We start from the raw sequence: 21832 nt of genomic DNA, 5'->3' as shown, positions 1-21832 counted from the left end.
TTCGAAGTCGCAGAGTATTCGTCGGTGTCATGACGAATTGATGAAATGCGGTGAAAGATTGGCGCGATCGGCGTAAATCACGTTATCAATTCAGTACAACCCCGCTACCGTATTTTTCTGTAAATCCCGGTCGTAGGTCTGCGCATCAAAATGGCCGCCGCTCAGGCGTTTATGCATCTCGCCGGTACTCGGCAAGCGGTCTCGGGGGATTTGTGTTTCCTGATCCCACAAGCGGGAGCGCACGATTGCCTTGGCGCAATGGAAATACACGCGGTCGATCGACACCACGATGACTGTTTTCGGCAGCTTGCCGCTGACTTCAAAACGCGCGAGCAAATCCGGGTCTACCGAGATGCGGGCGCGTCCGTTGACGCGCAACGTCTCACCAATGCCGGGAATCAAAAAGAGAAGCGACACGCGTGGGTCGGCAATGATATTGCGCAGATTGTCGATTCGGTTATTGCCCGGCCGATCGGGAATCGCCAACGTCCGTTCGTCCAGAATCTGAATAAAACCCGCCGCATCGCCTTTCGGAGAGCAGTCAGTCCCTTCATCGCCGACGGATGCCAGCGCCACGAACGGACACGCTCTGACGAACGCCTGATAGTCCTCGTTGAGGTACGTCAGCTCTTTCCAGATCGCACGCTCACCTGGCTCGCCGTAAATCGCGGCGAGTTGTTCCACACTATTGACATCATGATTCATGCGACGCTCTCGTAAGTTTCGGTACTGGTGCCATCCGCTGCGGGCAGTATAAAGTCGCTGCCGTCGCGAGTATATGGCGGTACCACCGAGGCATCACACGACGGCCGGCGTTTTACCCGCGTAGATGATTTGCAATCTGCCGACATCAAGCTACAACGCCCGCAACGCCGTCTTCAGCACCTTCCCGTAGTGATTCTTGGGCAATGCATCCACCGTGACATACCGCTTCGGCCGCTTAAATCGGGCGATGTGCGCGAGGCAATGCGCATCTAGCGCGTGAGTATCCAATTGCGTACCGGGGCGGCTCACCACGTACGCCACGATCACCTCGCCCCATTCCGGGTCGGGCTCACCGATGACGGCCACTTCGGCCACGTTGTCTGCGCGTAACAGCACTTCCTCGACTTCGCGCGGATAGATGTTCGTACCGCCGGAAATGATGACGTCTTTCGAGCGGTCCTTCAGCGTGAGAAAGCCGTCGTCGTCGAGCACACCGATGTCGCCCGTCCACAGCCAGCCGTTACGAAGCGTCTTTGCGGTCGCTTCTGGATTTTGCCAATACCCCTGCATCACAACATCGCCGCGCACCACGACCTCACCGGGCGTGCCCGGGGCCACGGGCACGCCATCGTCATCCACCACTTCGACTTCCACCATCGCGTGCGCGTGGCCGACCGACGCCAGCCGCTGTGCCCACGCCGAGTGCTTACTCGCGGCGATGCAATCGCGCGGCAACACCGTGATCGTCATCGGCGACTCGCCCTGACCGTAGATCTGGACGAAGCGTGAACCCATCACGGCAAGCGCTTGTTCGATATCGGCCGTGTACATCGGCCCGCCGCCGTAGACAATCGTTTTGAAACCCTCGGACGAGGCGCCCGAGGCCTGCGCATGGCGCACCAAACGATTGACCATTGTCGGCGCAGCGAAGCAGGAGATGCCACCGAGTGACGCCGCCAGCGCGAACATTTCCTCCACGTCAAAGCCACCCGAGGCAGGAAAAACGTGTCCCGCCGCCTGCATCATGAACACGACGCTATACAGTCCGGCGCCGTGCGACATCGGGGCCGCGTAGAGCGTGCGGTCGTTGCGTCCAATCGCATCCACATCCGCGAGGTAACACGCCGCAAGCGACCAGAGATTGCGATGCGACAGCATCACACCCTTGGGGCGCCCCGTTGTCCCGGACGTGTAGAAGATCCACGCCAGATCCGCATTCTCCCGGGAGACGGCTGCACTCGTTTGCGATGCCGCGCCACCCGCAGCATTCACCCAGCCCCCGATGCGTTCATCGTCCGGCGCGATGCGAATCGCCGGGACGTCCAGAAACTCGGCAACGGCATGGAGATCTTCCGCTTCCGCCAGCACCACCTCGGCTTGCGCATCATTGACGATGAATGCCGCCTCGCGCGGATGCAGCTTGGCGTTGATCGGCACGGGGACCAGACCCGCCCACCAGATCGCATACAGCCATTCGAGATACTCCGGGCGATTGCGCATCCACAGCGCGACGCGCGCACCTTCCGCCAGACCGAGCGAGCGCAGGCCGCCGGCAATGCCGGCACAACGTCGCGCCAGCGTGGCGTAGTCATACTGCGGCGATTCACCAAGATAGGTGGCAATGTGCGAAGGGTGCCGCGCAGCAGCGCGGGCAAGCGTATTGGCAATGTTCATGACAGGAAGCGATCGCGCATCACCCGGTGAGCGGCTGATGCGCGATCAGAAGGAAGTAGGAAAACAGAGCAGAGCAACCCGCGCGCGAAATCCGTCGCGCGCGTCGTCAAATCAATGCGCAGGCGTACGTGCGGCACCCGGCGCAACACGACGGCTCGCGTCCCCCGAGCGTTGCGTCGCCACCGTCAGAAACGCGAAGAGCAGCAGCCCGTAGAGCAGCACCATCACACCGAGCGTGCTCATGCTCGCGCCGTATCCACCGAAGGTGTCCTTCGCCCAACCCGTCAGATACGGGCCGACGAAACCGCCAAGGTTGCCGACCGAGTTCACTAGGCCGATACCGGCTGCCGCCGCAGCCCCCGTCAGGAACATGGGCACCAGCGGCCAGAACAGGATGTTCGACGCCAGAATTCCCGACGCGGCGATGCAAAGCCCGACGATCCCCATGACCGGTGAAGTCGCATTCCCCGCGATCACCAGCCCCACGGCACCGATTGCTGCGGGCACGAGGATGTGCCAGCGCCGCTCGCCGGTCTTGTCGGAGTGCCGCGCGTTGATCACCATCGCGACACCCGCGCACAGATAAGGCAACGCGCTGAGCAGCCCGGCGCGCGTGTTGTCCAGACCGCCGATGCCCTTGATGATCTGCGGCATCCACAGGGTGATGCCGAACAGTGCGGTGATGTTGCAGAAAATGGCGAAGGCCAGCAGCAGCACCTTCCCGGAGAGCAGCGTCTGCATCACGCTGTACTGACGCGCACTTTCCTTCGCCGCCCGTTCCTGTGCGAGCGTGCGCACGAGCCAGTCGCGCTGCGCGCCGGTGAGCCACGTCACCTTGTCGGGTGAATTGCCGAGTACGAAGTAGGCGATGACGCCGACCACGACCGCGAGCGCGCCTTCGAGCAGGAACATCCACTGCCAGCCGCGCAGACCAGCGAAGTCGTGGAACGACGTGAGGATGGCGGTGGACAACGGTGCCCCGATCAATACCGCGAGCGGCAGACCCAGAATGAAGATCGCCGTCGCGCGTGCCATGGCGCGTCCCGGGAACCAGAGGCTGAGGTAGAGCACGATGCCCGGGAAGAACCCCGCTTCGGCGACACCCAGCAGGAAACGCATCACGTAGAACGACGTCTCCCCTGACACAAACGCGAAGCCTGCCGAGACGATCCCCCACGTGACCATGATGCGGGCAATCCAGATGCGTGCGCCGACCCGGTGGAGAATCAGGTTGCTGGGCACCTCGAAGACGAAATAGCCAATCGAGAAGATGCCCGCACCGAAGCCGTAGACGGTCGCGGTGAACCCGAGATCGCCATTCAGATGTAACGCGGCGAAGCCGACGTTCACCCGGTCGAGAAACGCCACGATGTAGCAGAGAATCAGAAACGGCAGAATGCGGCGCAGTAGCTGACTGATCGTCTCCTGCGCGAGACGCGAGTCCAGCGCGGCGGCGTTATCGCCGCTCGCGACCGGTGGGCTCGCCTGAGATGCGGGGGTCGGGTTCAAGGGGTGTCTCCGTCATGGTGCTGTTATGAATGCTGGTCGCTGCCAGCTGAGTGATACGAACTTGCGGTATTGCACGACTTCTTTACGATTTTCTGATTCACTGACGCTTTACCGGCGTGGCCCTCGCGCCAGCCTCACTGCTTGTAGTCATGCCCGTGGCGTTCCAGCTTGCGCAACAGCGGCGGCCATTCGCGATCGCCCGAGCCGCGCAGATCCGTCACCCATTGCTCTGCGGTCAAGGCGGCAATGTCATGCGGTGGAATTCGCAGTGCAGCGCCCGTCGCCTGCGCGAGCAGTTGCGCGCGAGCCGCTTTCTCCAGATAGAACATTTCCACAAACGCATGTCCGACCGAACGCCCGACGGTGAGCGTGCCGTGATTGCGCAGAATGAGCGCCGTGTGCTCGCCGAGGTCGAACAGCAACCGCTCGCGCTCATCGGTAGTCAGCGCGATGCCTTCGTAGTCGTGATAGCCGAGACGGCCGACAAAGCGCATCGCGTGCTGGGTGATCGGCAGCAGACCGTCTTCCAGCGCGGAGAGCGCCATGCCGGCTTCGGTGTGCAGATGCATCACGCAGGCAGCATCCTCGCGTGCTGCATGAATGCACCCGTGAATGACGAAGCCAGCCGCATTCGGGCGATAGAGCGAGTGGCCGATGACGCGGCCTTCAAGGTCGATCTTCACGAGGTTCGACGCCGTGATTTCGTCGAACGACAAGCCCAGCGGATTCACCAGAAAGTGATGCTGCGGCCCGGGCACGCGCGCCGACAGATGGGTGTAGATGAGATCGTCCCAGCCGTTGAGCGCACACAGTCGATACGCCGCCGCGAGATCCTCGCGCACGCGCTGCTCGCCCGGCGTCGTGCCGGTGTCGGCGAGGACTTCGCCGGCGGGCAGGTCAAATGAAGAAAAAACTGTGTCAGACTTCTGCATTCCGTTCTCCGAACCGACGTACCGCTAGCAAAGCGGCGACGATATTTATAAACTAAACGTTCAGTTTAGTATTTGTCTGGACCGAGCGAATGTCAAGTCAGTTGAATCCCGAATCTTCCACGTCAGGCCGGCGCGGTCGCAAACGTAGTGTCGAAGCGGAGCGCGCTGTGCTCGACGCGGCTTATCGGTTGTTGCTGGAGCAGGGGCTGGCCGCCACGACGATGGAGGCCATCGCGACGGCTGCCGGTGTGAGCAAGGCGACGATCTACAAGTGGTGGCCCAACCGCGCGTCGGTGATCATGACGGCGTTTCTGCGTGAAGCGGGGCAGGCGCTGCCGTACCCGGAAGAGCTCAAGCTCGACAGCATCTTTGCGCGCTTGCTCAAGATGGCCGAAGAGTTTTGCGGGCCGATGGGCACGATGATCAGTGCGCTGATCGCAGAAGGGCAGTCGGACCCGGAGATCGCACAGGCGTTTCGCGACGGTTACGTCTCGGCCCGCCGCCAGCAGGGCGTGGAGATTGTGCGCGACGCCGTGGCGCGCGGGCTCATCAAGCCGGGCGATCCCGATGTCGTGCTCGATATCCTCTACGCGCCGCTCTACTACCGTCTGCTTGTCGGCCACAAGCCGCTGACGCGCGCGTTCGTGCGTGAGCACGTGAACCTCGTCATGCAAGGTCTGATCGGGCCGAACGGCACCGTGCCCACCTTGGCTGCGAAAGCCGCACGCGGTGCAAAAACGGTGCCGTCGAGAGGCGCGACGGCTAAAGCGGCGGCAAAAAAAGCTTGACGCGTCGAACCGGGTTGTGAATAAACTAAACGAATAGTTTAGAAATTAAAACAACGATACAACCTGACGGAGACGCCCTGTATGAACACATCTTCTGGCCGCACGAAGCGCACCTCGTTGGACGCGTTGCGCGATAGCGAACATGCTGTCGTTGTGACGGGGGCGAGCGGCGGCATCGGTCTGGCCGTCGCCAACCGTCTCTACGACGATGGCTGGCACGTGGTGGCTACCGACCTCGATCTTTCGCGACTGCGCGATGTATTCGGCGCGCGCGCCGGTGAACCGAGAATGACACTGGCCGCCATCGATGTGACCGACCATGCCGCCGTCGACGCGCTCGCTGCATCGCTGGGTGAACGTGGCGGCGTGGCTGGACTCGTGAATGTGGCGGGCTTGTTGCAGGACGCCATTCCGTTGCTCGAGATGGACGACGCCATGCAGCGCCGCGTCTGGGAAGTGAACTACTTCGGCGCGCAGCATTGCCTGCGTGCGTTTGCGCCGCTGATGACGCAGGCCGGAGCGGGCGCCGTCGTCAACATTACGTCGATCAACGAGCTGCGTCCGCTACCGCTGCACGCCTATTCGCCCACGAAGGTAGCCTTGGGGGCGCTCACGCAACTGGCAGCGGGAGAACTTGGCGCGTCAGAGATTCGCGTGAACTCGGTGGCACCGGGCTTCACGCTGACACCGATCTTTGAAGACAAGCTTGCGACCGGCAAGCGCAGCGCATCGGCCATCGAAGCGCATTCGGCATTGGGGCGTCTGGTGGGGACCGATGAGATCGCGGCGGCGGTGAGCTTCCTGATGTGCGACCAGTCGAGCGCGATCACCGGTGTCAGCTTGCCCGTGGACGCTGGCTGGCTGGTCAGTTCGCACTGGATGAACTTCCGCGAACTGGCACGCGCCGGCGCAGCGTAAAACGGGGCAACAGGTAAGAGAGATCTTGCGGCGGGTGCAACATCCGCCGCAGGGGCTTACATGAAGAGGCTTGCGGTGTCCGACATGAACTTTGCGACCGGAGCGAGCCGGCTTGCCCACGAACCCACTGCAACCATTCCGTCCAAGATAGCCATCCAGGGCATTTCACACCTCCAGTGTTGGGTTTCATCGATCTCGCTGTGTCGGCGAGTTGATGCAACGATACCGGGCAGGGGAAATTGGCGAAACTGAGACAAATCACAGTCGGCCGTTACTTCGCCCTCGCACGCACTACCGGGGCGCCGCCAAGCAGTTTGACCAACATCAGTGCGCCGGCGCCCCCGCTTGCGATCGCCAGCAGCCACCACAGGGCCGGCATGTCGAAGACCGTCAGATTCTTCTCGTCTGTCGGCAAGTTCATGGTGCTTATAACCACGGCGGTGTTGTAGAACACATGCAGCAGGATGCCGGGGAGCAGTGAGCGAGTCCGTTCGTACAGTTTTCCGGCCACCAGTCCGAAGATGAGGGCGACGACGAACTGATAGACGTTCAGGTGAGCCAGACCGAAGACTGCGGCTGAGTGCGCGATGGCCGTGCCCGCCGGATACTGCCGTAGAAAGCTGCGCAGGATGATGCCGCGATACAGCATTTCTTCGACAAATGGTGCGACCAGACACACGAGTACGAAGGAGCCGAGCCCGGTCTGCCGGTAAAAGTCATTGGAGGCTTGCAGCCATCCTCCTATCGGGAACATCTTCTCCACGCCGGTGCCGATCACCGTGATGACCAGCATCAATCCCGGCGTCAATAGCAGGATAGGCACCGTGAAAAGTCCCAGCGTGGCGCGCATTGAAGCCCGCCCCTGATGAAACAGGTCCCGATAGCTGAGCCTGGTGTAGTGAAGCATTGCCCAAAATGCCAGCCCATAAGCCAACACGCGGCCAATGCTGTACGCCGCCATCGGGCGAATGCCGACGATATAGCTCAGTTGCACCACGATCGCATCCGTCACCATCTCGACAAAGAAGATCGCGATCACAACAAAGAAAGCTTCCAGCAAGTTCGGGAAGCAGTATTCGGCCGGTCTGTTGTTCATGTCTTATGGTCTTGGGGGCTGATCGATGATTGCCCGCTATTGGTCCGCTATTTGCCAGTCACTTCCCGGTCGTATTCGCGACGCCCGCCAGTACGGTCGGTGCGACGAGCGTCACATAATCCTGACCACGGTTCGCGACAATCTGTCGGAGAAATCCCGTGAACTGCGATGCCTTGTCGACGGTTTGCTTGCCGTTTGCCGAGTCGATTTCGAAGCCGAAATACGTGGGCACGACGACCTTGTCGTTCACGGCCCACTGAATGACTTCCGTGACGGACTTCACACCGTCGTACTTCGCGTGGAGGTTGGCAATGTCGGCGGCAGCGCGGTCCTGATAGCTTTGCATCGACGCTTTCAGCGAATCGGCATTGCCGCCGGCCTTTGCCTTATCCAACTCTGCCTGATAACGCTCGACTTCCGAGACCGCGTAAGCGCGGGAGGTGTCCAACACCTGCTTGGCTTTCAGGGCGGACGGGCCGTCCATGCCGGCCAATTGCGCCTGACTCTTTTCGTCGATTTGCTGAACGACGGCCTTCTTTTCTTCCAGCAGTTTCGCGTAGCGATCCACGTCACCGGCGGTGCCCTCGATGGCTTTGCTCAGGTTGTCGTTGCTGGCCTTGAGGTAGCCGTTGATGTCATCAATCTGCGCGTCACGAACCTTGTTCAGCGCGGCGACGGCGTCGTTGAGCTCACAGCGATACTCCACGGCCGATCGATTGCTCGCGTCCTTGAACGTTTTCCAGCTGGTGCTCTTGCAGGCCGCACGATCCGACAACGCCGAACCGTAGGTGTGGGTCTGATCGCCCGGGTAACTGGCCGCTTTCACCGAGCCGATTTCCGAGTCTTCGCAGCCCGTCAGCAGGCCGCAGAGGAGTGCCGTGGCGACGCAATATCGAATGCTTAAATTCATTTTTCCGCTATCTCACAAATCTCACATGAACGACAGGCCATCCCCGGCGAGTCCACCGCAGAGATAACGGCATCCGTCCAAAGATATTTAATCTCTTAACGGAAGACACTCTCAATTTTGTGAGGTGTCGCGCAAACAGAAACGGGCGCGCCAAAACTACGGCGCGCCCGTTTCATTACGTCAAGCCAACGGTATTACCACCGATATTTAGCCGTCCCGATCACCGATGCCGTCGAGCCGTAGTAGCAGGCGCCGCCGGAGCAATACGCCGCGTACTTGCGATTGAACAGGTTGCTGCCGTTGACGGCAAAAGACCAATTGCCGGTGTCGTAATGGATGGCGGCATCGAACAGTGCCACGGCCGGCACGTCGAACGTGTTCTGCACGTCGCCCGCCGACGGTCCGATCACGCGCACCCCGGCACCGAAGCCCAGCCCGCGCAGCACCCCGCCATGCAGCGTGTAGTCGAGCCAGAGCGAGCTCAGGTAACGCGGCATCATCGTCGGACGCTTGCCCAACTGCGACGCCGTGTTGGTCTTCATGACCGTCTGATTCAGATACGTGTACGACCCGATCGCGCTCAGCGAGTCGGTCAATTGCAGACGCGCTTCGAGTTCAATACCGCGTGAGCGCACCTCGCCCGTCTGGATCACCGACCCGTTGTGCGCCGGATCGGCCGTGGTCACGTTCTGCTGCGTCAGGTTGTAGAACGACACCGTGTACAGCGCGTTATACGACTTCGGTTGGTACTTCACACCGATTTCGTACTGCTCGCCCGTCGTGGGCTTGAGCGCCTGATTGAAGTAGTCGACGCCTGCCGTGGGCTGGAACGACTTGGCATAGCTGAAGTACGGGGCAATGCCGGAATCGAACAGATACGACAGCCCGCCACGCCACGTGAACGCATGCGGACTCTGGTTCTGAATGCTCGCACTCGTGGTGGTCTGCGTTTGCACGTTCATCGACGTCCAGTCCTGACGCAGACCGAGCAACGCGGTCCATCCGCCGTACTGAATCTGATCTTGCGCGTACATGCCGAACTGGTTGGTCGCCGTATCCACCCGCTTGTTCGTCGTGGTGATTCGACCCAGCGTGCTGTAGTTGGGCGCAAACACGTTGAGTGTGCCAATGGGCCCCGTGCCGCTGCTGGTGCCGCTAAGCAGGCGCTGGTAGTCGAGCCCGACCAGCACCGTGTGCTGAAGCGGTCCGGTCGACAGCTTGCCTTCGATCTGGTTATCCCACGCGAACTGGCTCAGGTGCTCGCGGTCGAGAAACGCGTTCATCGATACCGTCGAGGTCGAGCCCGACAGGTAGTTCAGGAAGAACGACTGGTGATAGTCGATGTCGTCGTGCAGGTACCGCAGATTCGAGCGGAATTTGAGGGTGTCGTTGAACGCATGTTCGAACTTGGCCCCGAACGAGTACTGCGTGCGCCGGAAGTAATCGACATCCGGGTTGCCGACGTAGGTATTCGGATCGATCTTGCCGTTCGGGTTGCCGCTCACGACACCGCTGACCGGCAGCGAGTTGAACAGCCCGCCGGCCGGGTCGCGCTGGTAGCTGGCGAACAACGTCAGCGAGGTGTCGCGCGACGCCCGGATGGTCACGCTCGGCGCAATCGCCAGACGCTGGTCCTTGATGCCGTTGACCTGCGAATTGGCGTCGCGCGCCAGACCCGTCACGCGATAAAGGATCGTGCCGTCATCCGTCAGCTTGCCGCCCATATCGAAGCCCGCTTCAAAGCGGCTATGGCTGCCGACCTGCAACATCAGCTCATGCACGGGCTCGTCGCTCGGCATCTTCGTAATCAGATTGACGATGCCCGCAGGACTGCCCGCGCCGTAAAGCACCGACGCCGGGCCGCGCAACACTTCGATGCGTTCAAGGAAATACGGATCGATGCGCGGATTCGCGTAAAACGCGTTCGGCTGAAGAATCAGCCCGTCGAGGTAGGTGTCGTACGAAAAGCCTCGGCCACGCAACTGGTCGAAGCGGAAGTCGGTGGCGTCCTGCGACGACACGCCCGGCGTGTAGCGCAGCGCCTGATCGATGGTGGTCGCGCCCTGTGCGTCCATCTGGTCGCGGGTGACGACCGACACCGATTGCGGCACGCGCACGAGCGGCGTATCGGTCTTGGTCGCCGACACACTGCGCTTGGCGACCACGCCGTCGGTGCGCCCCGTCGGCGACTCCTCCCGGTCGGCCCGCACTTCCTGGGTCGGCAGGGCCACCGCGGACGGCACCCCGCTGTCTTGCGCGTGCGCCGTGCCAGACAAGGCAGCGAAGGCCAGCGGCGCGCCCAAGGGGGCCAACAGCGGCGCCCAGATCAACCCGCTTCCCCGGCGCCGCAGCCATCCCGGAACGCCCGTCCGGTGCTTGGCTGACTTCAGATTGCGCGACGGCTGCCGCGCGACGTTATCGTGTGTGTTTGTCATGTTAATAAAAATGCGTATCATTAACTTTTTACGTGAAGCGTCGTCCGCGGCGTCTTTGTCGGCCGGGGTACGGAGGGTTTGGCGGGGGAGTTGAGTTGTGTGCCGCGACGGTTCGGGCCGGCGCTGGCAGTCAAGGAGTGCCTGACGGGAGCCGATCATATCGCCGTTGGGGCAACGTGCGGCGACAACAATCGCCGCGAATGCGACAGATTTTGTCCTGACGGGACGGATTTGCAGATGTTATCAAGCGAGATGGACACCAAACGTACGCCAGTCACCGCCACCGGTCGGCGTCCGTTACCCCCGGTGATCGCCAATGCGATTGACTACCCTCATGGCATGCGGGAGCCCGCGCACACGCATTCGCGGGCGCAACTGATCTATGCGACGGCGGGGATGATCCGCGTGCGCACACCCGGCGCGTCGTGGGTGGTCACGCCCACAATCGGGCTGCTGGTGATGCCGCGCGTCGAACACGAGCTGGAAATGGTCGGCGACGTGGCCTTCCGCACGATCTATCTCACGCATTTCGAGGCCCCGCAGGACGATCTGGAGGGGGTGCTGATGCCCGTGACCGGCCTGCTGCGCGAAGCCATCGTCGCGATGACCGAAGCCCCCGAGCACTATGCGCCGGATAGCGTGCCGGGGTTGCTGGCCAATCTCATCGAGCGGTTGCTGGGCGACGCGAGGCCGGGCGAGTTGGACGCGCAGTGGCGGCTGCCGCTGCCGGTACACCCCCGTCTGCGCAAGATTTGTGAAGCCCTGCTCGCCGAGCCCGCCAACAACGACACGCTCGAACTCTGGGCCGACCGGCTCGGGGCCAGTTCGCGCACGGTATCGCGCTTGTTCCAGCGCGAAACGGGTGTCGCTTTCGCCAAGTGGCGTGAGCATATGCGGGTGTGCGAGGCGATGTGCCAGCTATCGACGGGCTGCGCGCCCGGTGACGTGGCCTCGGCGCTTGGCTACGCGGATACGGCCACTTTTGCCAGCATGTTCCGTCGTGTGCTGGGCGTGACGCCGCAGCGCTATCAGGCCGGGTTCGTGGCGACGCGGGCTGCTCAGACGTCCTGACCGAAGAAGCTGCGAAAGGCGGTGGGCGGCAGCCCGAACTTGCGCTGAAAGACGCGCCGCATCTGCTCTTCCGAGGCGAATCCACAACGGCCGGCGACGAGGGCAATGCCACTGGTCGTTGTCTCCAGCATGACCCGCGCCCGGGAAATTCGTACTTCCTGTACGGCGGCGAACGGCGAGCATCCCATCGCGAGCCGGAAGCGCCGTTGAAACGTGCGTGAGGTCTGCCCCATTTCGGCGGCCAGTTCGTCGACGCTCCACGTTTTGTGAAGACTTGATGCCACCTTGGCCATCAGCGATGAGAACTCCGCTGCCCCCGCGCGCTCCTGCATCAGCAGCGTTTCACTGAACTGCGCTTGCCCGCCGGGCCGCCGTAGATACACCACCAACTTCCGGGCAATCGACGCCGCCACACGGTAGCCGCAGTCCGCTTCGACCAGCGCGAGTGCCAGATCGATGCCTGCGGTGACGCCGGCAGACGTCCACACATTGCCGTCGTTCACAAAGATCGGTGATGGCTGCACGGTGACCTTGGGGTAGGCGGCCTGCAAGTCGTCGCACCGCCCCCAATGCGTTGTGGCGCGACGGCCGTCGAGCACACCAGCCGCTGCGAGCAGGAACGCCCCCGTGCAAACCGAACAAAGCCGACGGACCGACGCGTGCCCGTCGGCAATCGCATGCCGGATGTCAGCGTCTGCGCAGGCGTCGTCGACGCCCGGTCCGCCGGGAATCAGCACGGTGTCGGCGTCGGCAATGGCGTCGAGACCCGCGTCCACCACGATGTCGGGCCCGGCACTGGCACGCACGTGCCCGGGGCGCACCGTTGCCGTAGTCAGCACATACGGGGGAGCGGGCAGGTCACGATTCGCGAGCGCGAAAACCTGCATCGGACCGGCCAGATCCAGCGGCTGATATCCGTCGTATACGACGAATACGATGTTGCGTGGCGGAGGTGGCAGGAAAGGTGGGGAATTTGAGTTTTTTTCCATTTCTCACCTCCTAGAATCGGCTCGTTCATTTCTGATGTGAGGGTCGATGGTATGACGAATGCCGCGTTTCGTGTGGGGGTAGTGATGTTCCCGGGGATGACCCAACTGGACATGACCGGCCCGTTGGAAGTCCTGAGTGCCGTGCCGGGCTGGACCGTCGATCTCATCGGGGAGACCTTGTCGCCGGTGCGCTGCGCGCGAGGATTCTCGTTCATGCCGACGGTCGATTTTTCAAACGCCCCGCAGTACGACTTGCTGGTGGTGCCCGGTGGCCCCGGGGTGGACGAGGCGATGTTGAACCGCTCGCTCGTCGCGTTTGTTCGTGATCAGGCGGCCCACGCCGCCTATGTGTTCGGCATCTGCACCGGATCGCTGCTGCTCGCGGCGACGGGCTGCCTTGCCGGGCGCCGCGCTAGCTGCCATTGGCAAGCGGTGGAATTTCTCACGCACTTCGGCGTGGTGCCGAGTCGTCAGCGCATGACCATCGACGGGCGGTTTTTCACGTCTGGCGGTGTGACCGCTGGGATCGACATGGCGTTGAAGGTGGTCGGCGAGATCGTTGGCGTCGAGGCCGCACAAGGGATTCAGTTGTTGCTGGAATACGACCCTGAGCCGCCGTATCGCGCAGGCACGCCCGACGTCGCACCTGCGGCCGTGGTCGAGCGGCTGACGCTGGCCAGCGCGCAACGCAAAAACAATCGGTTGAAGGCCGTGCTGGCGGCGTCGCAGGCGATCGGCGGGACCGGGACCCAACCGGGCGGCTATCCGTTCTTCTGAGCGGACACGATGACGAACAGGAGACACCCGATGCACATGAACAACGAGACAGGCGAGCATGCGTCGCCAGACGCGCCGAAGAGCGCGTCGGTGAACGTACCGGAAAAGCCCATCGACTGGCGCACGATTTATCTGGCGAGTGTGGGCGGCGGGCTGGAGTTCTATGACTTCATCGTCTACGGCATTTTTGCGACCTACGTCGCGAGGTCATTTTTCCCGACGGGCACCGGCACCACACCGTTGATCGCGACGTTTGCCGCATTTGCCGTGGGTTATGTCGCCAGACCGCTTGGCGGACTGGTGCTGAGTCATATCGGCGACAAGTTCGGCCGTCGTGTGGCGTTCCAGCTCTCGCTCGTCGTGATGACGTTGACGACCGCAGGGATGGCGCTCATGCCGACCTACGAAGCCATCGGCGTGACGGCAAGCATTGCGTTCGTGGCGTTGCGGTTCTTGCAGGGCGCGTGCATTGGCGGCGAGCTGCCCGGGGCGATCGCGTATGTCGTCGAGACGGCCCCGAAACGCAGCGGTCTTGCGTGCGGCGTCATGTTTGCTTGTGTGAATTCGGGGAGCCTGCTGGCGACGCTCGTCAGCGTCGGGTTGCACGCAACACTGACGCAAGGCGAGATGCTTTCGTACGGCTGGCGCATCGCGTTTCTTGTCGGCGGCGCACTAGGGGCGGCGGGGGCGCTGATGCGCCGCGGGCTGCGAGAAACCGAACTCTTCCTGTCGATCAAGCAGCAGAAGCGCGCCCGGCTGCCGGCCGTTGACGTGGTGCAATACCACTGGCGCCAGATCGTCGCCGCTATCGGTATCGTCGGATTGAATCAGGCGCTCATTGCGCTGCTGAGCGTGGCGATGGTGCCGTACCTCATGCAAGTGGCGAGCTATCCCGCGAATACCGCGAGCGAACTGGTCATGTTCGCCATCGCCACGATGTCGGTCTGCATTGTCATCGTCGGCTATCTGAGCGACACCTTCGGCAAAGCCAGAATCTACCTGCTGGGGGCCGTCTTGATTGCAGCGGGGAGCTATCCGTTCTATGTCGCCGTGGCGGCGGGGGCCACCCATCCGTTTCTGCTCTTCGGTCTGGCCGCCATCGCGGTGTCGTTCATCGCGGGAACATTCGGTGCGCTCGCATCGGAGTTGTTTCCGACGAGTCTTCGGTTCAGCGGACTGGCCATTGCCTACAACCTGGCGGCGGCGCTGCTGGGCGGATTTACGCCGCTCGTCACGTCGCTACTGACCAGCGCCACCCATGACCGCGCCGCCCCCGGCCTGTTCATCACGGCAGTGTCGCTGGTGGGATTGCTGGGCGTCATTGCGACAGTGGTCGGGAAGTCTCGGACATCGACACGGCACTCGCAGATGCGGGTTGAGCGCGGGGAAGCTGTCCGATAGCCGTTTTGCCGGTTGCCCCATCGGAACACTGTCACATTGGCCGTCTAACGTGGAGGTCCCTACCAAGCTGCCGGGCCTCTGCGATGACTGCTCACGACACCCAACCCGATGATGGCGACGCCATTCATGATGCGAATTGCGACGTGAATCTTGAGGTCGCGCCCGATCTCGCACGCCGTCGTCTGCTCGCCGCCGCGGGCATCGGTGCTGTGGGACTGATGGCACCGTTTGGCGCCGAAGCCGCAGGCAAGGCAGCAGCAACGACGGCCCCGGCAGGCGCCTCGTCCGATCCCGTTGTCACGCCGCCGGTCGCAGGCTTGCATCTCCAGTTCGGTGCCGATGCCTCGCGCGAGATCGTGGTGTCGTGGCACACCCTCCAGCCGGTCAAGCGTCCTCGCGTACTGCTCGGCCGCCCCGACGGCCGGCTGGAGAAAACGGTCGCTGCCGATGAGGTCCACTATGTCGACGGCAAGTCGAAGCAGACGGTGTATGCCTATCACGCGAAGATTGGCGCTCTGGCTTCCGACTCCGCGTATCTCTATGCCGCGCTGCACGACGGCGCAGAACCGCAGTTCGGCACGTTCCGCACGGCACCGCGCGGACGCCAGCCGCTGCGCTTTACCAGTTTCGGCGATCAGGGCACGCCGACGCTCGGCAAACTCTTCACGCCGCCCGCCGGTGTCACCTTGCCGCCGACGTACGTGAACGACAACCTCGGTTCGCCGGTGGCAGGCGACACAGTGCTCGGCGTCGAGCGTTTGCGCCCGCTGTTCCACCTGTTCAATGGCGATCTTTGCTACGCCAATCTCGCGCAGGATCGCGTGCGCACGTGGTGGGACTTCTGGAACAACAACACGCGCAGCGCCCGCAACCGCCCGTGGATGCCGTCACCGGGCAATCACGAGAATGAACTCGGCAACGGACCGATCGGCTATCAGGCTTACCAGACATATTTCTCGGTACCGCCCGCCGAGGGGCAGTCGGATATAACGCGTGGCCTCTGGTACGCCTTCACGGCGGGGGCCGTGCGCGTGATCGCCATCGCCAACGACGACGTGTGCTATCAGGACGCTGGCGACTCTTATGTGCGCGGCTATTCCAACGGCGCGCAAAAGGCATGGCTGGAAAAAGAACTGACGGCCGCCCGTGCCGACCGGTCGATCGACTGGCTGATCGTCTGCATGCATCAGGTGGCCATTTCCACCGCCGACAAATTCAACGGCGCCGATCTGGGGATCCGTGAGGAATGGCTGCCGCTGTTCGACAAGTACGGTGTCGATCTGGTCGTGTGCGGCCATGAACACCACTACGAGCGCTCGCACCCGATCCGGGGCCAGCAGGCCAACGGCACGCTGACGCCGATTCCGGTCGCTACCGGCACGCAAGTCATCGACACCACCCAAGGCACCGTTCACATGGTGATCGGCGGTGGTGGCACTTCGGCACCGTCCAATCAGTTGCTGTTCAACCCGCCGTGCTGCCGGGTCATTACCGGTGTGGGCGAGCGCGACGAGAAAACCGGCAAGCGCCCGCCGATCTACGTCACGGAAGACGCGCCGTGGTCAGCCGTGCGCAATGCGGCCCGCGCTTACGGCTTTGCGTCGTTCGACGTCGATCCGGGGCGCCATCCCGGCGATATGACGGAGATTCGCGTGACCTACTTCGACGTGGTGGGGCTGGACGGCCAGATCGCGCCTTTCGAACGATTCACGTTGCGCCGTCCGCGTCGCGATGGGGCGGGCCGGGGGTGAGGTGTTGCCGGGACAGTGAGGGGCGGTCGGGCTACCGAATTGGGATAACATCTCGGCTGCCTCGCTCACTGAAAACAACGCCCGAAGCATGATCCAGCGCTCTTGGTCCGGCTACATTACGAGTACTGCGTGTGTCAGGTGGGTCACCCGGCTGCCGTCGGTCCCGCTGATGTTCGTTGCGCTCCTGCTGACCTACACGGCAGCGATACCGGTCATTCTCGTGACGCTGGCGATGCCCGAGCTTTCGCTCGCCGGGCCGGGGCTCGGCAGTCGAGGCGCGGGTGCGATGATCTTGTTGGGCTGCCTGATCGCGCCACTGCTCGAGACGGCCGTCTTCCAGTGGGCGTGCATCCGGTTGCTCAACCGGTTCAAATGCCCGACGGACATTACGATTGCCATCTCCGCAGCGCTCTTCGCACTGGCCCATACCTACAGCGCCGTCTATGTGCTGATGACCTTTGTCGTCGGACTCGTGCTGGCCGCCACCTTCGTCATCGAAGACCAACGGGGCGGCCGCCCGTTTCTGGTGACCATGGCGGTGCACATGATGCGAAACGCCATCACGACGGTGTATTTCCTGTATTTCGCTACGCCGGGATAGCCCCGAAATTGCGGGGCTACCCCGGTCGCGCAGGGCATCTCAGGGAGACGTCCGTCCGTGCGCCGCGCGCAGGCGGCGCGTGATATCGGCGTCGGTGATCACGACTGCGTCGAACGTGTGCTTGTCGTCGCTGGCGACCACGCCGGGCAGACAGTTTGCCGACGTCGCGCCGCAGAACACGTCGACATGATTGCCCTTCACACCGCCACCGGCGTCCCCGGCGAAGAAGTAGCCGTCGTGCCGGATCTTCTCGCCATCGACGTCGACCATGACGCCACGCGCCGCCGCGATGTACACCACGGTGCCGTAGGGAATGACGCTGCTATCCACCGCAATAGTGCGCAACGGCACCAACTGGTAGCCGTTCACGCCGTCACCGAAAGGCCCCTTGGCGACTTCGAAGTAGCTCTTTCCCGTGCTCTTGATCCACGGCTTTTTGCGGGCATCGATCTTGAGCGTCGCGGCACAGTCCACCTGCTGGGTGCCCGTGCCCGCGTAGTTCAGCGTGCGGCGTGTGTTGCCTTGCGAGACCTGAACGGTCCCTTCAATGGCGCTCAGACACCAATCGCGTGGCGAGATGTTGTCCGACAGCGCATTGCCTGCGGCGTCACGCAACGGGATACCGGTGGGCACGCTCGCTACCGTGTTGACGTAGTAATGCGTCGCCCAGAGCTTCTTCGGCGTGGCGCTGGCGGTGGGCGCCGGAAAATCGAAATCGGACTGCTGGGCGGTGCCCGCGTAAGCCATCAACGGCGACGCGAGCAATGCAATGACGACAAGGCGGCGAAGCGTCATGATTTTCCTTTCGTGGCTGGCGATCAGGTGCATGGCGAGAGTTCGACCGGAATGATTTTCGTGTCCTTATCGGTGATCAGGCTTTTGAGCGTGCCCATGTACGAGAAGTACATGGCGGCGGCGCTCTCATCGAGTTGGGACGGCATCGGCAGCAACGCTGCCATTTTTGCGTTGGCGATCCCGTGGACCGACAAGCTGATGCTGCCGTCGAACTTGCTCGCGTTCGCCGATGTCGAGAGGAAGCCGAAAAGGTTGGAGAGCGAGAGCGAGCCGGATTTGGAGAAGTAATGAATCTTCATCTCGATCGAAATGCCGTTCTTCTTCTTGGCATCGTCGGTCCGGTACTGCTTGAACGTGTAGAGCGTCAGGAATTCCGTACCGTCGGCCTTGGCTTTTCCAACGACGGCCTCCAGCGTCCCCCCGGTGATGACTTGGTAGGTCGTGAGGCTGGTTTCAAGCTCGTTCAACTGTTCGGGCTGGATATCGAGCTCGCTGACCTTGGTCGTGGCCAGCAGGGTCTTTTGGGGAGCAAACAACGGCTGAAGTTGCTCCACGCTGAGACTCTTGTTCAGGAGGGCAGCTTCGGACGTACAGGCTGGATCTGCCGCCCAGCCCAGAGAAGGCACAAAGGCGATGGCCACCGCACTGACGGCGGTGATGGCCGAATACCGGTTCATATCGTTTCCCCTGCGGCGCTTGGCGCCGTTACAGCATCGTCATATTTTTACCCCGCTGCGTGCCGGTGATGGCCGAAGGGGGACTTGTCATTCAAAACGTGCTATCTACGACGCGCCGTGACGGGTGACCCGATGCCACCGGCGCGCGTCAGAAAATAAGGGAAACGAAATTCGTTGGGAATCCTTCAAATGGACGATGGGCGGTACCGGCCTTCGTCCGGGCGGGGTTCGGCGGTATCGGGGAATTCAATTCCCGGATTTTCGGTACAACGCCAGCCCGCCTGCGAGGGAAAACATCACGACGGCACACACGCGGTTCAGGCGTTTCAGGCCGCGAGCCGTCATCAGACGCGCCGCCTGTACGCCACCGGTCGCGTACAACGTCATCACGACGATATCGACCAGCGCAAACACTACCGCGAGCACGGCGTACTGCGGCACCTGCGGCATCGAGGTGTTGACGAACTGCGGCAGGAAAGCGGACAGGAACAACAGAATCTTCGGATTAGTGAGCGTCACGCCGAAGCTGCGCAGAAACACCCGGCGCGCACTCATGTCCGCCTTGATGCGCACCTGACTCAGATCCTTCGGATGGCTGCGCCACAACTGCACCGCCAGCCACACGAGATAGAGAACGCCAACCCATTTGACCGTCGCAAAGAGCATGGCCGAGGCAGACAGCAACGCGCCCAGCCCGGCACCGACCGCCGCCACGATGGCGATGTCGGAGAGTGCCGCGCCGCACATCCCGACCAGCACGACCCGCCAGTTACCGGAGATGCCGTTGGCCAGCGCCAGCAACGTGGTCGGGCCGGGAATCAGGCCGCCGATGAGCGCGGCGGTGGCATAAATCGCAAGCGTGGAGAGTTGCATGACGACGCACCGAAAGGGGGAATCGGCTGCCAGTCTTGCAGATAACCCGCGCGTCGGCAAGCGGATGGCGGGGCCGCTTGCCGGGGCGCTTGCCGGGAACACGTCGGTCAGTCGACGTGGGCCGCGAAGCCGGTCTTGCCGGGAGCGATGTCGTCCTTGAGCGTGAGCGCCGGAATCTCGTACTGCCCATGGTTCTGACGACGGAACGCGATCGGTGGCGTCGTCGCCAGCGTGTCGAGACGTTCGCCAAGCTGGCGCGTCATCTGGTCGAAACGCGCTGCATCCGTGCGGCCCGTGCGGTAGATCACGTGCGGCGGCAGCACATCGAAACCCGGGTAGAACAGCATGCCGTGCTGAATCGGGAACAGCACGTCGTCAATCGGGCCATTGATGCCGCGCGGGCTGTAATGTGAATCCCAGCCACCGGTCGTCACAACGAGCATCGCGCGCTTGCCGGCCATCGACCCTTCGCCGTAACGCAGACCCCAGCGCGCGTCGGAGTGCTCACCGACGCCATAGGCGAAGCCGTAGGCATACACGCGATCGATCCAGCCCTTCATAATCGCTGGCATCGAGAACCACCACAGCGGGAATTGCAGAATCACCGTGTCGGCCCAGCGCAGCTTTTCCTGTTCGCGGACAATGTCTGGACTCTGCTGGCCGCTTTCAAAGGCCTGCTTCGAGTCGAGCGACGGGTTGAACGGTGCGTCTGCGGCATGCACGAGCGAGTCTTGCGCATCGACAGTGGCCTTCCACTGCATGGCGTAAAGATCCGAGACTTGTACGTGGTGTCCGGCCGCTTCGAGCCGTTGCACGGCAAAGTCGCGCAGCGCGCCGTTCAGGGAGCGCGGCTCCGGGTGCGCATAGACGATCAGGACATTCATGACCAACCTCCATTTCAAACTGGGAACCTCAGCAAAGCGTTGAGGGAATGAAGGCAGCTTAGGTGGGGAGCAGGTATATTGGAAATGAATTGCTGATATTGCAGGTATAACCATGGTTAATTTAAGAAGTATTGACCTGAATCTGCTCGTCACGCTCGACGTGTTGCTGGACGAGCAGAACGTGACGCGCGCGGCGCAACGGCTGCACTTCTCGCAGCCGGCGGTGAGCGTGCATCTGGCGAAGTTGCGCGAGCTACTGGGCGATCCGTTGTTGTTGCCCGGCCCGCGCGGCATGCGCCCGACAGTACGGGCCGAGGCGCTGCGCGAGCCACTGCGCGACGCGCTGGCGGCGCTATCGAAGGCGGTGGCGCCTGCCGACCCGTTCGATCCGGCGCGTGCCGATCACACATGGCGCATTGCGGCGACCGACTACACCGAGTCGACGGTGATCTTGCCGATGCTGCCTGACTTGCGCGCCGTGGCGCCGCACACGCGTCTAGCGCTGATTGAGATGACGCCCGCGCTGATGGCGAAACAGGCGGAGCAGGGCGATATCGATCTGGCGTTTCACACGACGGACGGCTCGCCGGACGGGCTGCGCCGTCGCAAGCTATTCACCGAGCGCTATGTGCTGGTGGCGCGTCGCGATCATCCGAAGTTGCGACGCCGTCCGACGCTCAAGCAGTTCTGCGCGCTGGAGCACGTGATGGTGTCGCAGAGCGGTGGTTTTCAGGCGGGGACAGACGAGGTGCTGGCCGGGCTCGGCCATGCGCGTCGCGTGGTGCTATCGGTGCCGCACTTTCTCGTCGCGCGCGCCGCGATTGCGACGTCGGATCTTGTGGCCATGGCACCCGAGCGACTGGTGCGCGACGACCCCGCGCTGCAAATCGTGGCCGCCCCGGTCGAGGTTCCGGGGTTCGAGATATCCATGCTGTGGCACGAGCGTGTGCACCGGGACCCGGCACATCAATGGCTGCGGGAGCGTATTGCGAACGCGGTGTAGAAACGGCAGGTCGGTAATTCGATTCGCGTCTTCGGCCTGCCGA

The 21832-nt window shown here is 62.6% G+C and carries 20 protein-coding genes; 8 read left to right on the top strand and 12 right to left on the bottom strand.

All coding sequences use genetic code 11. The features are described from left to right. Positions 1–90 precede the first annotated feature (90 nt). The 4 genes from CDV46_RS12175 to CDV46_RS12160 form a co-directional block, all read right to left on the bottom strand. Positions 91–705, bottom strand: coding sequence for a pyridoxamine 5'-phosphate oxidase family protein (locus CDV46_RS12175; RefSeq protein WP_087686489.1), 615 nt, complete (start codon positions 703–705; stop codon positions 91–93). 150 nt (positions 706–855) lie between these two features. After that, on the bottom strand, positions 856–2379 hold the full coding sequence (locus tag CDV46_RS12170) for a class I adenylate-forming enzyme family protein (RefSeq protein WP_087722695.1): 1524 nt from the start codon (positions 2377–2379) through the stop codon (positions 856–858). Between the two features lie 111 nt (positions 2380–2490). After that, positions 2491–3888, bottom strand: coding sequence for an MFS transporter (locus tag CDV46_RS12165; protein ID WP_217896734.1), 1398 nt, complete (start codon positions 3886–3888; stop codon positions 2491–2493). A gap of 134 nt (positions 3889–4022) precedes the next feature. Then, positions 4023–4820, bottom strand: a complete 798-nt coding sequence (locus tag CDV46_RS12160) for a class II aldolase/adducin family protein (protein WP_087722694.1) — start codon at positions 4818–4820, stop codon at positions 4023–4025. Positions 4821–4909: 89 nt separating this feature from the next. Between CDV46_RS12160 and CDV46_RS12155 the strand changes: the two genes are divergently transcribed. Both CDV46_RS12155 and CDV46_RS12150 read left to right on the top strand, forming a co-directional pair. Continuing rightward, complete coding sequence (locus tag CDV46_RS12155) at positions 4910–5608, top strand: TetR/AcrR family transcriptional regulator (RefSeq protein ID WP_087686493.1); 699 nt, start codon at positions 4910–4912, stop codon at positions 5606–5608. An 81-nt stretch (positions 5609–5689) separates the two neighbouring features. Then, positions 5690–6526: an SDR family NAD(P)-dependent oxidoreductase gene (locus tag CDV46_RS12150; RefSeq protein ID WP_087722692.1), complete on the top strand. Its 837-nt coding sequence runs from the start codon at positions 5690–5692 to the stop codon at positions 6524–6526. Between the two features lie 271 nt (positions 6527–6797). Here CDV46_RS12150 and CDV46_RS12145 read toward each other — a convergent pair whose 3' ends face one another. From CDV46_RS12145 to CDV46_RS12135, 3 genes are all read right to left on the bottom strand, one after another. Next, positions 6798–7586, bottom strand: coding sequence for a CPBP family intramembrane glutamic endopeptidase (locus tag CDV46_RS12145; RefSeq protein ID WP_303395612.1), 789 nt, complete (start codon positions 7584–7586; stop codon positions 6798–6800). Between the two features lie 94 nt (positions 7587–7680). Beyond that, positions 7681–8532 (bottom strand): hypothetical protein, encoded by an 852-nt coding sequence (locus CDV46_RS12140; RefSeq protein WP_087722690.1) that lies wholly within the window; start codon positions 8530–8532, stop codon positions 7681–7683. 194 nt (positions 8533–8726) lie between these two features. Then, positions 8727–10967: a TonB-dependent siderophore receptor gene (locus tag CDV46_RS12135; protein WP_087722688.1), complete on the bottom strand. Its 2241-nt coding sequence runs from the start codon at positions 10965–10967 to the stop codon at positions 8727–8729. 252 nt (positions 10968–11219) lie between these two features. Between CDV46_RS12135 and CDV46_RS12130 the strand changes: the two genes are divergently transcribed. Continuing rightward, on the top strand, positions 11220–12038 hold the full coding sequence (locus tag CDV46_RS12130) for an AraC family transcriptional regulator (RefSeq protein ID WP_170935829.1): 819 nt from the start codon (positions 11220–11222) through the stop codon (positions 12036–12038). Here the strand turns inward: CDV46_RS12130 and CDV46_RS12125 are convergent. Next, the gene (locus CDV46_RS12125; protein WP_087722686.1) at positions 12026–13027 is read right to left on the bottom strand and encodes a GlxA family transcriptional regulator; all 1002 of its coding nucleotides are present in this window, start codon (positions 13025–13027) and stop codon (positions 12026–12028) included. The genes CDV46_RS12130 and CDV46_RS12125 overlap by 13 nt on opposite strands. A gap of 51 nt (positions 13028–13078) precedes the next feature. On the opposite strand from CDV46_RS12125, the gene CDV46_RS12120 reads away from it, so the two are divergent. From CDV46_RS12120 to CDV46_RS12105, 4 genes are all read left to right on the top strand, one after another. Then, on the top strand, positions 13079–13804 hold the full coding sequence (locus tag CDV46_RS12120; RefSeq protein ID WP_087722684.1) for a DJ-1/PfpI family protein: 726 nt from the start codon (positions 13079–13081) through the stop codon (positions 13802–13804). Positions 13805–13840: 36 nt separating this feature from the next. Further along, a complete protein-coding gene (locus tag CDV46_RS12115; protein WP_176399063.1) occupies positions 13841–15205 on the top strand; it encodes an MFS transporter in 1365 nt (454 codons plus the stop codon). Between the two features lie 83 nt (positions 15206–15288). Then, positions 15289–16956, top strand: coding sequence for a metallophosphoesterase (locus tag CDV46_RS12110; protein ID WP_087722680.1), 1668 nt, complete (start codon positions 15289–15291; stop codon positions 16954–16956). Between the two features lie 169 nt (positions 16957–17125). Continuing rightward, entirely contained in the window at positions 17126–17557 is a 432-nt protein-coding gene (locus CDV46_RS12105; RefSeq protein WP_176399062.1) for a CPBP family intramembrane glutamic endopeptidase, read from the top strand. A gap of 39 nt (positions 17558–17596) precedes the next feature. Here CDV46_RS12105 and CDV46_RS12100 read toward each other — a convergent pair whose 3' ends face one another. The 4 genes from CDV46_RS12100 to CDV46_RS12085 all read right to left on the bottom strand — a co-directional run bounded on the left by CDV46_RS12100 (position 17597) and on the right by CDV46_RS12085 (position 20786). Next, positions 17597–18352, bottom strand: a complete 756-nt coding sequence (locus CDV46_RS12100) for a 3D domain-containing protein (RefSeq protein WP_217896733.1) — start codon at positions 18350–18352, stop codon at positions 17597–17599. A 23-nt stretch (positions 18353–18375) separates the two neighbouring features. After that, a complete protein-coding gene (locus tag CDV46_RS12095; protein WP_087686504.1) occupies positions 18376–19029 on the bottom strand; it encodes a hypothetical protein in 654 nt (217 codons plus the stop codon). A 246-nt stretch (positions 19030–19275) separates the two neighbouring features. Then, the gene (locus CDV46_RS12090) at positions 19276–19902 is read right to left on the bottom strand and encodes a LysE family translocator (protein WP_087722674.1); all 627 of its coding nucleotides are present in this window, start codon (positions 19900–19902) and stop codon (positions 19276–19278) included. Positions 19903–20009: 107 nt separating this feature from the next. Continuing rightward, positions 20010–20786, bottom strand: coding sequence for an NAD(P)H-dependent oxidoreductase (locus CDV46_RS12085; RefSeq protein WP_087722672.1), 777 nt, complete (start codon positions 20784–20786; stop codon positions 20010–20012). Positions 20787–20898: 112 nt separating this feature from the next. Here CDV46_RS12085 and CDV46_RS12080 point away from each other — a divergent pair, with 112 nt between their 5' ends. Further along, the gene (locus tag CDV46_RS12080) at positions 20899–21789 is read left to right on the top strand and encodes a LysR family transcriptional regulator (protein WP_087722670.1); all 891 of its coding nucleotides are present in this window, start codon (positions 20899–20901) and stop codon (positions 21787–21789) included. Positions 21790–21832: the final 43 nt, after the last annotated feature.

This window comes from Pandoraea sp. PE-S2T-3 (assembly GCF_002179965.1).
Classification (GTDB): Bacteria; Pseudomonadota; Gammaproteobacteria; order Burkholderiales; family Burkholderiaceae; genus Pandoraea.
This window is presented reverse-complemented; position numbering and strand designations above follow the sequence as displayed.

Bases quoted from the DNA above. Each gene is read 5' to 3' on its own strand.
- CDV46_RS12175 (WP_087686489.1), bottom strand. From the start codon at position 705: ATGAATCATGATGTCAATAGTGTGGAACAACTCGCCGCGATTTACGGC.
- CDV46_RS12170 (WP_087722695.1), bottom strand. From the start codon at position 2,379: ATGAACATTGCCAATACGCTTGCCCGCGCTGCTGCGCGGCACCCTTCG.
- CDV46_RS12160 (WP_087722694.1), bottom strand. From the start codon at position 4,820: ATGCAGAAGTCTGACACAGTTTTTTCTTCATTTGACCTGCCCGCCGGC.
- CDV46_RS12155 (WP_087686493.1), top strand. From the start codon at position 4,910: ATGTCAAGTCAGTTGAATCCCGAATCTTCCACGTCAGGCCGGCGCGGT.
- CDV46_RS12150 (WP_087722692.1), top strand. From the start codon at position 5,690: ATGAACACATCTTCTGGCCGCACGAAGCGCACCTCGTTGGACGCGTTG.
- CDV46_RS12140 (WP_087722690.1), bottom strand. From the start codon at position 8,532: ATGAATTTAAGCATTCGATATTGCGTCGCCACGGCACTCCTCTGCGGC.
- CDV46_RS12135 (WP_087722688.1), bottom strand. From the start codon at position 10,967: ATGACAAACACACACGATAACGTCGCGCGGCAGCCGTCGCGCAATCTG.
- CDV46_RS12130 (WP_170935829.1), top strand. From the start codon at position 11,220: ATGGACACCAAACGTACGCCAGTCACCGCCACCGGTCGGCGTCCGTTA.
- CDV46_RS12125 (WP_087722686.1), bottom strand. From the start codon at position 13,027: ATGGAAAAAAACTCAAATTCCCCACCTTTCCTGCCACCTCCGCCACGC.
- CDV46_RS12120 (WP_087722684.1), top strand. From the start codon at position 13,079: ATGACGAATGCCGCGTTTCGTGTGGGGGTAGTGATGTTCCCGGGGATG.
- CDV46_RS12115 (WP_176399063.1), top strand. From the start codon at position 13,841: ATGAACAACGAGACAGGCGAGCATGCGTCGCCAGACGCGCCGAAGAGC.
- CDV46_RS12110 (WP_087722680.1), top strand. From the start codon at position 15,289: ATGACTGCTCACGACACCCAACCCGATGATGGCGACGCCATTCATGAT.
- CDV46_RS12105 (WP_176399062.1), top strand. From the start codon at position 17,126: ATGTTCGTTGCGCTCCTGCTGACCTACACGGCAGCGATACCGGTCATT.
- CDV46_RS12100 (WP_217896733.1), bottom strand. From the start codon at position 18,352: ATGACGCTTCGCCGCCTTGTCGTCATTGCATTGCTCGCGTCGCCGTTG.
- CDV46_RS12095 (WP_087686504.1), bottom strand. From the start codon at position 19,029: ATGAACCGGTATTCGGCCATCACCGCCGTCAGTGCGGTGGCCATCGCC.
- CDV46_RS12090 (WP_087722674.1), bottom strand. From the start codon at position 19,902: ATGCAACTCTCCACGCTTGCGATTTATGCCACCGCCGCGCTCATCGGC.
- CDV46_RS12085 (WP_087722672.1), bottom strand. From the start codon at position 20,786: ATGAATGTCCTGATCGTCTATGCGCACCCGGAGCCGCGCTCCCTGAAC.
- CDV46_RS12080 (WP_087722670.1), top strand. From the start codon at position 20,899: ATGGTTAATTTAAGAAGTATTGACCTGAATCTGCTCGTCACGCTCGAC.